Genomic DNA, 12,420 nt, shown 5'->3' with positions numbered 1-12,420 from the left:
TCTAGTCGAAGAATCCCACGATGTAGCCGATGAAGAACAGCAGCGTGAGCAGCACGCCGGCACCGATGGCAGCCAACCAGAAAACCTGAGTGCCCTTCCTGGGGCCGCCCTCGTCGTGGCCTTGGGGACCGGCTGTTGATGCTTCGCCGGGGGGTGTCTCACCAGGGGGCACTCCCCCACCCGGCTCCAGGCCGGTGATCTTGTCCTCGTACGGGTCGGGGTTGCTTCCGGACACGTTCACTCCCTCGATCGCAGTGCGTGGTGCTGAGTCAAGGTTATAGGGCCGGGGTGCCCGGGCCTAGGTCCCTTTGGGCCGCATCCCGCGTCGAGGTCCGCAGCCGGTAGAGGGACGTGGTGGCAGTGATGTAGAGATCCCGACCATCAGCCCCGCCGAAGCAGAGATTGGAGACCCTTTCCGGAATCTCGACGGCGGTCAGCAGGCTGCCATCGGGGGCATACACGCGCACTGACGAGCCCGCCGACGTCCACACCCGGCCTTCCACGTCCACCCGGAACCCGTCCGAAGCCGCGTCGTCCTCGAGTTCAACGAACGTCCAACCCTGTCCACATGCTCCAGCCTCAACCGGATAGGCAGCGATCCGGAACGGCACTCCGTGGCCCCGGCCCGCCGTGTCAGCCACGTACAGAAGGGATTCGTCCGGTGAAAACGCAAGGCCATTAGGGTGGACCAAATCCGTGACCACCGGAGTCAGTTCCTGCGTTTCCGGGTCGAAGCGGAACACGTAGCAGCCGCCGTACTCCTGTTCGCCCTCATGTCCTTCCACCGTTCCCGGCAGGATTCCGTAGGGAGGATCGGTAAACCAGACCGTGCCATCCCCGGCCACCACAACATCGTTGGGCGAGTTGAGCCGATGCTCACCGAACGCTTCAACGATCGGCGTCACCACGCCGTCGTGGTCCCGCTCAACGCGCCTGCGGCCGTGGCTGCACTGCACCACGCTACCGTCGCGGTCCAGCGTGCGCCCGTTGGTGTATTCGACGCCGGTGGCATACTCGCTGGTCGCGCCGGTGGCGGGCGTGAACTCGAGGATCCTGTTATTGGGGATGTCGCTCCAGCGAACGGTCTGTGACTGCGGAACCCAAACAGGGCCCTCCGCCCACACGGTGCCTTCGAACAACTTTTCCAAGGGGCCGGTGATCAGTTCTTCCATGTGTTCGAGACTAGTCGTTGGCAGGTTCCGAGCTGGGCTCCCGTGCCGGTGCATCGCTGCTGCGCTTTCGGTCGGCGGGCATCACAAGAACCGCCACCACAGTGAGGACGGCGCTGACGAGCACCGCCAGGAAAACGGCCGAGGACGCGTGCGTAGTAGTTTCCGGATCGGGACCACCACTAGGGCTGCTGGCATAGATGGCGTTGGCGATGGCACCGAAAACAGCCACGCCAATGGAGCTGCCGATTGAACGCGCAAAGAGGTTGGTGCCCGTGACTACGCCGCGCTCATTCCATTCCACGCTGGTTTGCGCGGCGATAAGGCTCGGCGTTGCCACGAGCCCGAGTCCGAGCCCAACAATGAAGCAAGCCATGGCCACGAGCAGGATACTGGGCGTGGACGCGGTGAGGGCGAGGACGGCTGCGCCGATCACCGTGATCGCGATGCCGATGCTGGCAGTGTTCCGAAATCCGATGCGAAGATAGAGCCGGCCGGCTTGCGACGCACTGATGGGCCAGCCGATGGTCAACGCTGCCAAGGCCAGGCCAGCCAGAAGGGGTGAAGTCTTCAGCGACCCCTCCAAGAACGTGGGGACGTACGTTGTCAGCCCGAGCATGACTGCACCAACGCCGAAAGAGATCATCGCCGTGGTGGCCAGCAGCCTGCGGGAGACCACCCACGGTGGCAGGATCGGCTCCGCAACCTTCCTTTCCACCAAGAGAAAAGCAACGAACAACACGGCTCCGCCGGCAAAAACGCAGATGCTGATCGTCGAGTCCCAAGCCCATGCTTGGCCGCCCTGAAGGGCCCCGAGGATCAGCAGGCTCAACGAAATGGTCAGCAGCCCCGCTCCCAAGTAATCGATGCGGTGCTTGGTCCGCTCCACGTTCTCGTGGAAAGTGCGGAGGAGCATCCATCCCGCCAGCAGGCACAGCGGGATGTTGATCAGGAAGATCCACCGCCAGATTCCCAGCGAGGCGAAGACACCTCCCAGAGTGGGTCCTACAACCGAGGAAACAGCCCACACACTAGCCAGATATCCCTGGACTTTTGCCCGCTCCGCCAAGGTATAAATGTCGCCGGCAATTGTGATTGCCACGGGCTGGACCGCCCCCGCCCCGAGTCCCTGGAGCACACGGAAAGCAATGAGAGCCGGCATGCTCCAGGCCAGCCCACACAAAATCGAGCCGAGCAGGAAGAGCCCAATTCCACCCAGGATCATCGGCTTACGGCCCACGACGTCAGAGAGTTTGGCGTAAACAGGTACGGACACTGCCTGCGCCAACAGGTAGGCCGAAAACAGCCACGGGAATGAGGCGAAACCGCCGATGTCCTCCACAATGGACGGCACGGCCGTGGCAACAATGGTGGCATCAATCGCCACCAGCCCAGTGGCCAACATCAGCGCAATCAGAATGGGCCCACGCCGGGAACGGAACCCGACTCCGTCGTCAATCGCTGTGCTCATCGGTGATTACCCCCGTCTGATGTCCACTTCTGCCGGTGGAGCCGTTCGAATCCGTCCAGGAGCAGGTCCAGGGCAAACTCGAACTCGAATTGGTCGTCGCAGCCGCTGCCCACCACGGACTCATCATCATGTGCCGCCGTTACGGCGATCCTGAAGAGACTAGGGTAGTTCTCCGCCATCTGCCGTGCCATGGCGGCCTGCATTTCCGGTTGGTCCGGGCCCGGTTCCGCCGGGTCATCAAAGACTTCCTGGGTGAATCCCCACATTCGGCTACCCATGGCATGCATCACGTGGTGCGTGAGGTCCGCAGAGAAACCTCCGGCCAGGAACATCCCCGCAAAGCTGTCCATGTACCCGAGTACGGCAGGCGTCACGGTAGTGCGGGACTCGATCACGGGACGTGCCCAGGCGTGCCGCAGGAGTACTTGCCTGGCCGAAAGGACCCGCTGCCGGACTGCAGACTTCCACGGAGCACGCGCAACGGGAGCTTCGATTTCGCCCACCATGGTGTCCACCATGCCGCCAAGGAGTTCTTCCTTATTGGCGACGTGCTTGTAGAGAGCCATGGGAACAACGCCGAGCTCCTGCGCCAGCCTGCGCATGCTGAGCGCTTCGATCCCCTCAGTGTCCGCCAGGGCAATGGCCGAGCGCAGCACACGGTCACGGTTCAGAGGAAGCCGCCGCGGCGTCTCCACTAGCTGGGTCATGGGAATTCCCTTCTTCGCACTCAGCCACGGCTGTTTAGGCCTTGACAGGTATACAGCGTACACCTAGTGTTTGGTCCACAGAGGTGTACACCGTACACCTAGCCCACACGGTGATAGAAGAACATCCAACAACCCAAGAACGCAGGCAGCAGCCATGACATCCACAACCACCCCCTCGGCGCGGAGCCGCGGCATCAATTGGGGCGTGCCCGCAGCGCTGATCATCCTCAGCCTCATCCCGGTGATCGCCGGCGCGGCGCGCCTCACCCAACTCACCGGCGGCGCAACTGTGACGCCTGAGAACGCCAGGTTCTTCGCTTCGCCCATCCCGGTGGTGACCCATATCGTCACAGTCACGGTGTACAGCCTGCTGGGAGCGATTCAATTCGTCCCCGCTCTTCGACGCGTTAACCCGCGTCAACGCGGCTCCCAACCTCAGCGGCGCACACGGTCCTGGCACCAGGCAGCCGGGCGCGTCCTGGTTCCGGCAGGGCTGCTAGCTGCCTTGTCCGGCCTGTGGATGTCCGTGTTCTACACCCTCCCGGAAACCGACGGCCAGTCCCTCCTGGTTCTTCGCCTGATCTTCGGCTTCGGAATGCTGGGAAGCATCATGCTGGGTCTGCTGGCGATACGCCGGCGGGACTTTGCTGCACACGGTGCATGGATGACGCGAGCCTACGCAATCGCCGTGGGAGCCGGGACGCAGGCGCTGGTTCTGCTGTCATGGATGCTGATCGTAGGCCCCACTGACCAGACCGTGCGGGCTGTGCTCATGGGGGCGGCCTGGGTGATCAATCTGGTGGTGGCCGAGTACTTCATACAGCGACGGCGGGCCGCCCGTAAGTTCCGTGAGGAACCTCGGGCGACCCGCCGTCGTCGTGAACTCAAGAGTGCTTAGTCGTTGATCAGATCGTGAACAACGATTGTCTGATCGCGGTCCGGTCCGACGCCGATGGCCGAGAAACGTGTGCCGGAGAGCTTTTCGAGGGCCAGCACGTAGTTGCGCGCGTTCTCCGGCAGGTCCTCCAGGGTGCGGGCGCCGGTGATGTCCTCGGTCCAGCCGTCGAAGTACTCGAAGATGGGCACCGCGTGGTGGAACTCGGTCTGCGTCATGGGCATTTCATCGTGGCGCACGCCGTCAACGTCGTAGGCAACACAAACCGGGATCTGTTCGATGCCCGTGAGGACGTCCAGCTTGGTGACGAAGTAATCCGTGAAGCCGTTGACGCGGGAAGCGTGGCGGGCCAGGACGGCGTCGTACCAACCGCAGCGGCGGGGACGGCCGGTGTTCACACCGAACTCGCCACCGGTCTTCTGCAGGTAAACGCCCATCTCGTCGAACAGTTCCGTGGGGAACGGGCCGGCGCCAACACGCGTGGTGTAGGCCTTGATGATGCCGATGGACCGCGAAATGCGGGTGGGGCCTATGCCCGAGCCAACGGACGCGCCGCCGGCCGTCGGGTTGGACGAGGTGACGAACGGGTAGGTGCCGTGGTCTACGTCCAGGAACGTTGCCTGGCCACCTTCCATGAGCACAACCTTGCCCTCATCCAGGGCATTGTTCAGTTCAAGGGTGCTGTCGATGACCAGCGGGCGCAGGCGCTCGGCGAAGGACAGGAAGTACTCCACGATCTCGTCCGCAATGATGTCGCGGCGGTTGTACACCTTGACCAGGAGTTCGTTCTTCTGACGCAGCGATCCTTCCACCTTCTGACGGAGGATGGACTCGTCAAAGACGTCCTGGACGCGGATGCCCAAGCGGGCCACCTTGTCCATGTATGCCGGGCCGATGCCGCGGCCGGTGGTACCGATTGCCCGGCTGCCAAGGAACCGTTCAGTCACCTTGTCCAGGACCTGGTGGTACGGGGCAACCAGGTGGGCGTTGGCCGAAACGCGCAGGCGGGATGTGTCCGCGCCCCGGGCTTCGAGGCCATCGATTTCCTGGAACAAGGCCTCAAGGTTCACCACGCAGCCGTTGCCAATAATGGGGATGGCATTAGGGCTCAGGATGCCCGCGGGAAGGAGCTTCAGCTCATACTTCTCACCGCCAACAACCACGGTGTGCCCGGCGTTGTTACCGCCGTTGGGCTTGACCACGTAGTCAACGCGGCCACCGAGCAGATCGGTTGCTTTGCCTTTGCCTTCGTCGCCCCACTGGGCTCCGACGATCACGATAGCGGGCATGGGATCCTCCCCCATTCTTTCGGGCCCAGACCCAGCCGGATGACCAGGACTCGACGCCGTACATGAGAATGCCCCGACGTTAGCTGGTGCAGCCGGCACTGGGCACGGCATACGCAAGAGTTTCGGGGCTCTTACCAGCCAAGTTTAGCCGATGACAACGGTTTCTCTGGTGTTTGGCTGGTGTTGGGGCGGAGTTGTGGATAAGTCAGGGATGGGTGCGCGCCACGTATTGCCGTCGAGAGCTGCCCGCCGCCGTGGAGATGCCGGCCACGTTTCCGGGCAACACGCCGCGTCGCATTCGAAAGGCGCGCCGAAGCGGGCCCCGTTCACGTCCATAGTCCGGTAAGGTTAGTTAGCCCCCAACAGCACCCTTTGAGGTTTGGCTGCGGCATGCCCGCGGCACCTTGGAACGGTGCGCTGTAACACCTAGGAGACCTAACCCCTGATGCAAGAACTGGCGACTGAATCACCCGAAGAAATCCTCTGGAACCGCCGCTATGAACCGCACATCGCCGAGGTCAACGAGCTGTGCGACTCCATCAAGGTCCAGAAGCCGGGCAGCGAGGTCCTTTACATCGACCCCGCCCACAGCATGGATGACTGCCGCATCGTCAGCCTTTTCTCCAATCAGCGCACCAATACCGGCGAAGGTTTCATCACCCCGGGTGACGAGGAAGCCACTACCCGCATGCTCGGCATGCAGTGGCAGCTGGGCCTCCGCCCCGAGCTCATGATGCCCTGGAACGCGTACCCGTGGATCGAACCCACCGAGGAACCGGGCAAGCTCACGCCGGCCAACATCACCGAGGGACTCAAGCCGCTCCTGCGTCTCCTTCAGCTCCTTCCGCGCACGTCCGCTTTGGTGGCACACGGCAACGAGGCACACCGCCTGGCCGACCAGCTCATGAAGGCCGCACCGGCCAGCATCGCCCGCCGCGGGTTCAAGACCTTCAAGGTCCGCTCGCTCGGCGGCCGCTCGTTTGCCGGCACCCCGGCCCGCCAGCAGGAATACCTGGATGCCATCCACGGCGCCTACGCCGAGGCCATGGCACGCACGGGAATCCCCCGCAAGGCCTAATTACCAGCAATAACGACGGCGGCCCTCACCTTTCCGGTGAGGGCCGCCGTCGTTGTTGGGGTGCTTGTGTTGGGGCTGCTTGTGTTGGGGGTGCTTGTGTGAGCTGGCGGCGTTAGCTGACCAGCATGCTGCGGAGGTCCTTCAGGATCAGCTGCGCGCCTGTGGGGCCGAGGCCAAGGAACCAGACGTCGTCGCTGACTGATTTTGCCTGCCCGGCTTTCACTGCGCCGAGCTTGGGCCATACGGCACCTTCAACCACGGAGGTTTCTCCGGTTGCTGCGGGATCACCGTAGCTGCTGTAGAAGATCCAGTCGGCGTCGCCTTGTTCAATGTTCTCGGCCGAAATCTCGGCAGCGAGTTCATCAATGTCCTGGTTCTCCGGACGGGCAAGGCCGGCATCCTTCAAGATGACGCCGATCAGCGATTTGTTTGCGTACAGGCGGATCTTGCCCGGCAGGAAGCGCACCAGGGAGATCTTGGGGTCGCCCTTCACGTCTGCCTTGAGGGCGTCTGCTGCTGTTTGGTAGTCGTTGAGCGCCTTGACGGCCTTGTCTTCCTCGCCCAGGGACTTGCCCACCAGGAGGAAGTTTTCCTTCCACGGGAAGCCGGGGCGGATGCTGAAGACCGTGGGAGCGATGGCGGACAGTTGCTTGTACAGCTTGTCAGCACGGAGCTGGCTGCCCAGGATCAGGTCCGGCTTCAGCGCAGCGATCGCTTCCAGGTTGAGGTCCTGGATGGTGCCCACCGACTCCACGTCTTTGACCTTGTCGGCCAGGTAGGTGGGGACAGGGTTGGCGCCTTCGGTGGTAGCCATGCCTACCGGGGTGATGCCAAGGGTCACGACGTCGTCCAACTCACCGGTGTCGAGGACCACAACGCGGGTGGGCTTCTTCTCCAGGGTGGTCTCACCGTTGGCGTGTTTGAGGGTGCGGGGGAAGACGCCGGGGGCAGCGTCCGTGCCGAGCTTGGCCGTTTCCTGGTCCGCGGTAGTGAACTTGGAACCACCCGTGGCAACATCGGCGTTGCCGGCGGTGGAGCCGGAGCCACCACTGGTGCCGCAGCCCGCGAGGAGACCCACCGCCACGGCAGCGCCGGCCACCTTCATGGCAAGCTTGCGCACTGCAGATTTGCGACGAGGGGAGGCCTTGCGCGGCTGTACTTCAAAATCGTCATTTTTCACTGGGTAAGGCTAACCTAATTAAGGCACACATTCGTGACGTTGTGACGACAGTCACGGACTGGCCACCCATTACTGCCCCACCTCTCCGGAATGGTCCCCTGTTGTGTCCCCACTGACGGCGTTATGTCCCAACTGACCGCCCCCGCGCCCAAGCCGCGCCACGGCGGGCCAGCCACCGTCGCCCTCCCGGCCAACAGCGCGGCCCCACGTTCCGGGGTCGTCAATAAGTCCCGCTGGCGGATCCTCTTCCTGGTCCTTGCCGCGGCAGTCCTCTTGGGCGCCGCGATCCTAAGTCTGGGCGTGGGAGCCAAATTCATCCCGGCGTCAACAGTCCTTGAAGCGTTCACCAACCCCCAGGACACGGCGGATCACGCCATCATCCTTCAGAATCGGCTGCCGCGTACTCTGATGGGCATCGCCGTCGGGGTTGCCCTGGGCGTAGCCGGCGCGCTCATCCAAGCCATCACGCGGAATCCCCTGGCAGATCCCGGCATCCTGGGCGTCAACGCGGGCGCTTCCTTTGCCATCGTGATCGCCATTGGCGTCTTTGGGATCGGCTCTCTCAGTGGCTACATGTGGTTCGCCTTTATTGGCGCCATCCTGACCACTGCTGCCGTGTACGTGATTGGCACCTCCGGCAGGAACGTGGTGAACCCTATCCGGCTGACGCTCGCGGGTGTTGCCTTGGGTGCGGTCCTCACAGGTATTGGCTCCGGACTCACCCTCCTGAACCCCAAGGCCTTCGATCACCTGCGCTCGTGGAGCATCGGCTCGTTGGACACCCGGAGCATGGAGTCGGTGGTGACCGTGGCGCCGTTCATGGGCGTGGGCTTGCTGGTGGCGCTGTTCTGCGTCCGCGGGCTCAATGCCGTGGCACTGGGCGACGACCTCGCCACGTCCCTCGGCGCCAACGTCAACCGGACGCGCATCCTGGGCGTCGTGGCCATCACCCTCCTCAGCGGAGCCGCAACAGCCGGTGCCGGTGCAATTGGTTTTGTGGGGCTCATGATTCCGCACGTAGCCCGCTGGATCGTGGGACCGGACCAGCGCTGGATCATGGCCACCACAGTGATCCTCTCCCCCATCCTGCTCCTGGTGTCGGATGTTGTGGGCAGGGTTGCCGCACCAGGTGAGCTCCAGGTTGGCGTGGTGACGGCGTTCATCGGCGCGCCGGTGCTTATCACCTTGGCGCGGCGTCGGAAAGTGAGTGGGCTGTGAGTCGCCTCGAACCCGGCCGTTTGGAAGCCGGGGCCCGCGTCCACTTCGGCCGGCCTACTGCCTTGGTGCGCAACCGTACTCTGAGCGTCCGGTTCGATGTCCGCAGCATCCTCGTCTGCATACCACTTGTTCTGGCAGCGCTAACCGTGGCCGTCGTTTCGCTCGCAACGGGCGACTACGACGTCTCCGTGCCACAAGTCCTGCAGGCCTTTACAGGCGATGCGCCGGGACTGGCCCAAACCATCGTCATGGAGTGGCGCCTCCCCCGCGTTCTTTCAGCGCTGGTGTTCGGCGCGGCCCTGGGAATGAGCGGTGGCATCTTCCAATCCATGACCCGCAACCCGCTGGGCAGCCCGGACATCATCGGCTTCAACACCGGGGCGTATACGGGAGCCTTGATCGTGATGCTGACCGTTGGCGGCGGCTACCTTGGCGTCGCGGTGGGAGCCCTTGTTGGCGGAATCCTCACAGCGCTGGCCGTGTACCTACTCGCCTACCGTCGCGGCTCCCAAGGTTTCCGGCTCATCATCGTGGGCATCGGCATCAGCGCGATGCTGGCCGCCTTGAACCACTGGCTGATCCTGCAAGCGGAACTGGAGGCTGCTTTGGCGGCAGCTGTCTGGGGAGCCGGGACCCTCAACGGCATCACCTGGGAGCAAGCGGCGCCTGCCGCCGTCGTGGTTGTTGTGGTTGGCTTGTCCACGCTGGCAGTGGCGCGTCGGATGCAGCTTCTGGAAATGGGCGACGACGCCGCCCGCGCCTTGGGCGTCCGGGCAGAACCGACCCGTTTGCTGTTGCTGATCCTGGGCGTCGCGTTGACGGCAGCCGTCACCGCCGTGGCCGGACCAATCGCGTTCGTTGCCCTGGCCGCACCGCAGCTTGCCCGTCGGCTGACCCGGAGTGCCGGCATCACCCTGGTCCCCTCCGCGGTGATGGGCGCGTTCCTCCTGGTGGCCAGCGACCTCGCGGCACAGCGCTTGTTTGCTCCGGTCCAACTGCCCGTGGGTGTTGTGACCGTGTGCATCGGCGGTATCTACCTCGTCTGGCTGCTGGCCAAGGAAGCAAGGAAATCATGAGCCTCACCACTGCCGCGCCGCAGCTCCACGCCGACGCGTTGACCATCGGCTACGAGCAACGCATCATCTCCGAGAACCTCAATGTGCGCATCCCCGAGGGGCAGTTCACGGTGATCGTGGGGCCCAACGCCTGCGGTAAGTCCACGCTGCTGCGCGCCCTCGCACGGCTGATCAAGCCCAAGAGCGGACAGGTGCTGCTGGACGGGAAATCTGTGACATCGCTGCCTGCAAAGGAACTTGCCCGGCGTCTGGGTCTCCTCCCGCAGTCGTCCATCGCCCCCGACGGCATTACCGTGGCGGACCTGGTGGCGCGTGGCCGGTACCCGCACCAGAAGCTGCTCCGGCAATGGTCTGAGTCCGATGAGATTGCCGTGGTTGAGGCGATGGAGGCCACCGGCGTTTCGTCGTTATCCGGGCGGCTGGTGGACGAACTGTCCGGAGGCCAGCGGCAGCGAGTGTGGGTGGCCATGGTCCTCGCCCAGCAGACCCCGCTCATGCTCCTGGACGAGCCAACCACGTTCCTTGATATCGCCCACCAGATCGAGCTGTTGGAACTCTTCCGCGAGCTCAACCTGGACAAGGGCCACACCCTTGTTGCCGTGCTGCACGACCTCAACCACGCCAGCCGCTACGCAGACCACATCATCGCCATGAAGGACGGTGCCGTGGCCGCCGAGGGCGCTCCCGCTGACGTGATCACTGAGTCCTTGGTGGAAGAAGTGTTCGGCATGGCCTGCCGGATCATTGACGACCCCGTGACGCACACGCCGCTGGTGGTCCCGCTGGGCAGGCCGCGGCACTCAGCCGTTACGGACTAACGTTCCTAACGACGACGGCGACCCTCGCCTTTTCGGTGAGGGTCGCCGTCGTTTGCTTTGCTTTGACGCCTTAGCGGGCTTCGAGTGCTGCCTTGGCCTTGGGGTCCGAGTCGTTCAGGAACTTCTCGATCCGCTCCGGCTCTTCAGCTTCGCCGATCGCCGACGCTGCACGGCCCAGCGCGTAGAGCGCACGCAGGAAGCCCTGATTGGGCTCGTGCTCCCACGGGATGGGACCGACGCCGCGCCAGCCATTGCGGCGCAGGGAATCCAAGCCACGGTGGTAGCCGACACGGGCGTAGGCGTAGGACTCGATGGTCCGGCCTTCCGCCCAGGCTTCCTCTGCGAGGATGGCCCACAGAAGAGACGACGTGGGGTTCTTCGCCACCAGGTCCAGCGCTTCGTTGCCGAGAGCCAGGTGCTGGTAGATCTCGGTTTCGGCGGGCAGGAGCGTGGGCTCCGGCCCCATCAGGTTCTTCCGGAATTCGTCGGACATTAGAAGGTCTTGCCAACCGATCCGAGCTGCTGAGCGGCTTCGACGATGCGCGCGGCCATGCCGGCCTCTGCCGAAGCGCCCCAGACGCGGGGGTCATAGGTCTTCTTGTTGCCCATTTCTCCGTCGACCTTGAGGACGCCGTCGTAGTTGGAGAACATGTGTCCGGCAACCGGGCGGGTGAACGCGTACTGGGTATCGGTGTCGATGTTCATCTTGATGACACCGTAGGAAACGGCGTCAGCGATTTCCTGCTCGGTGGAGCCCGAGCCGCCGTGGAACACGAGGTCGAACGGGTTTTCCTTGCCGATCTTGGCGCCAACCTCGGACTGGATCTGCTTGAGCAGTTCCGGGCGGAGCTTCACGTTGCCCGGCTTGTACACGCCGTGCACGTTTCCGAAGGTCAGCGCGGTGAGGTAGCGGCCGTTTTCGCCGGCACCGAGGGCCTCAATGGTGGCGAGGGCGTCTTCGGTGGTGGTGTAGAGCTTCTCGTTGATTTCGTTCTCAACGCCGTCTTCTTCGCCACCGACGGTGCCGATTTCAACTTCGAGGATGATCTTGGCAGCTGCGGCGCGTTCCAGCAGTTCACGGCCGATGCGCAGGTTTTCGGGGAGGGCCTCGTGCGAGCCGTCCCACATGTGCGAGTTGAAGATCGGGTCCTTGCCGGCCTTGACGGCTTCCTCGGAAGCGGCCAGCAGCGGGAGGACGAAGTCCGCCAGCTTGTCCTGCGGGCAGTGGTCCGTGTGGAGGGCGATGTTGACGTTGTAGTTCTTGGCAACTTCGCGGGCGAACGCGGCGAAGCCGAGGGAACCGGCAACCATGTCCTTGATGGAGGCGCCGGACCAGTAGGCTGCGCCACCGGTGGAAACCTGGATGATGCCGTCGGATTCGGCCTCGGCGAAACCGCGGATCGCAGCGTTCAGAGTCTGCGACGACGTCACGTTGACCGCGGGGAAAGCGAATCCGCCAGCCTTTGCGCGGTCGATCATCTCGGAGTAAATCTCTGGGGTTGCAATGGGCATGGTGACT

The 12,420-nt window shown here is 63.7% G+C and carries 13 protein-coding genes; 5 read left to right on the top strand and 8 right to left on the bottom strand.

Annotated features, from left to right (window positions below; translation table 11 throughout):
• Nucleotide 1: 1 nt before the first annotated feature.
• From ARUE_RS02685 to ARUE_RS02670, 4 genes are read right to left on the bottom strand one after another with little or no spacing between them, the layout of a single operon-like run.
• Nucleotides 2–235 (bottom strand): DUF6480 family protein, encoded by a 234-nt coding sequence (locus tag ARUE_RS02685; RefSeq protein ID WP_011773322.1) that lies wholly within the window; start codon nucleotides 233–235, stop codon nucleotides 2–4.
• A gap of 40 nt (nucleotides 236–275) precedes the next feature.
• Nucleotides 276–1,172, bottom strand: coding sequence for an SMP-30/gluconolactonase/LRE family protein (locus ARUE_RS02680; protein WP_014920642.1), 897 nt, complete (start codon nucleotides 1,170–1,172; stop codon nucleotides 276–278).
• A 10-nt stretch (nucleotides 1,173–1,182) separates the two neighbouring features.
• Nucleotides 1,183–2,640 (bottom strand): MFS transporter, encoded by a 1,458-nt coding sequence (locus ARUE_RS02675; RefSeq protein ID WP_011773320.1) that lies wholly within the window; start codon nucleotides 2,638–2,640, stop codon nucleotides 1,183–1,185.
• Nucleotides 2,637–3,347: a TetR/AcrR family transcriptional regulator gene (locus ARUE_RS02670; RefSeq protein WP_043469719.1), complete on the bottom strand. Its 711-nt coding sequence runs from the start codon at nucleotides 3,345–3,347 to the stop codon at nucleotides 2,637–2,639. Before ARUE_RS02670 ends, ARUE_RS02675 begins: the two co-directional genes overlap by 4 nt.
• A gap of 154 nt (nucleotides 3,348–3,501) precedes the next feature.
• Here ARUE_RS02670 and ARUE_RS02665 point away from each other — a divergent pair, with 154 nt between their 5' ends.
• Nucleotides 3,502–4,245, top strand: coding sequence for a DUF2306 domain-containing protein (locus ARUE_RS02665; protein WP_014920640.1), 744 nt, complete (start codon nucleotides 3,502–3,504; stop codon nucleotides 4,243–4,245).
• Here ARUE_RS02665 and ARUE_RS02660 read toward each other — a convergent pair.
• A complete protein-coding gene (locus tag ARUE_RS02660) occupies nucleotides 4,242–5,531 on the bottom strand; it encodes an adenylosuccinate synthase (protein ID WP_011773318.1) in 1,290 nt (429 codons plus the stop codon). The genes ARUE_RS02665 and ARUE_RS02660 overlap by 4 nt on opposite strands.
• A 445-nt stretch (nucleotides 5,532–5,976) precedes the next feature.
• Between ARUE_RS02660 and ARUE_RS02655 the strand changes: the two genes are divergently transcribed.
• Nucleotides 5,977–6,609: a hypothetical protein gene (locus tag ARUE_RS02655; protein WP_011773317.1), complete on the top strand. Its 633-nt coding sequence runs from the start codon at nucleotides 5,977–5,979 to the stop codon at nucleotides 6,607–6,609.
• Nucleotides 6,610–6,721: 112 nt separating this feature from the next.
• On the opposite strand, the gene ARUE_RS02650 is transcribed toward ARUE_RS02655, so the two are convergent.
• Nucleotides 6,722–7,789 carry an ABC transporter substrate-binding protein gene (locus ARUE_RS02650; RefSeq protein WP_011773316.1) on the bottom strand — a complete coding sequence of 356 codons (1,068 nt, stop codon included), beginning with the start codon at nucleotides 7,787–7,789 and terminating at the stop codon, nucleotides 6,722–6,724.
• 123 nt (nucleotides 7,790–7,912) lie between these two features.
• Here ARUE_RS02650 and ARUE_RS02645 point away from each other — a divergent pair, with 123 nt between their 5' ends.
• From ARUE_RS02645 to ARUE_RS02635, 3 genes are read left to right on the top strand one after another with little or no spacing between them, the layout of a single operon-like run.
• Entirely contained in the window at nucleotides 7,913–9,007 is a 1,095-nt protein-coding gene (locus ARUE_RS02645; protein WP_430515952.1) for an iron chelate uptake ABC transporter family permease subunit, read from the top strand.
• The gene (fepG, locus tag ARUE_RS02640; RefSeq protein WP_014920637.1) at nucleotides 9,004–10,083 is read left to right on the top strand and encodes an iron-enterobactin ABC transporter permease; all 1,080 of its coding nucleotides are present in this window, start codon (nucleotides 9,004–9,006) and stop codon (nucleotides 10,081–10,083) included. Before ARUE_RS02645 ends, fepG begins: the two co-directional genes overlap by 4 nt.
• Nucleotides 10,080–10,901, top strand: a complete 822-nt coding sequence (locus ARUE_RS02635; RefSeq protein ID WP_011773313.1) for an ABC transporter ATP-binding protein — start codon at nucleotides 10,080–10,082, stop codon at nucleotides 10,899–10,901. Before fepG ends, ARUE_RS02635 begins: the two co-directional genes overlap by 4 nt.
• Nucleotides 10,902–10,971: 70 nt before the next feature.
• Here ARUE_RS02635 and ARUE_RS02630 read toward each other — a convergent pair whose 3' ends face one another.
• Nucleotides 10,972–11,394 (bottom strand): DUF3151 domain-containing protein, encoded by a 423-nt coding sequence (locus ARUE_RS02630; RefSeq protein ID WP_011773312.1) that lies wholly within the window; start codon nucleotides 11,392–11,394, stop codon nucleotides 10,972–10,974.
• The gene (gene fbaA / locus ARUE_RS02625) at nucleotides 11,394–12,413 is read right to left on the bottom strand and encodes a class II fructose-bisphosphate aldolase (RefSeq protein WP_014920636.1); all 1,020 of its coding nucleotides are present in this window, start codon (nucleotides 12,411–12,413) and stop codon (nucleotides 11,394–11,396) included. The genes ARUE_RS02630 and fbaA overlap by 1 nt, the downstream gene beginning before the upstream one ends.
• Nucleotides 12,414–12,420: the final 7 nt, after the last annotated feature.

Source organism: Arthrobacter sp. Rue61a (genome assembly GCF_000294695.2).
GTDB lineage: Bacteria > Actinomycetota > Actinomycetes > Actinomycetales > Micrococcaceae > Arthrobacter > Arthrobacter aurescens_A.
The sequence above is the reverse complement of the archived record's forward strand: the minus strand, read 5'-3'. Positions and strand labels throughout refer to the sequence as shown.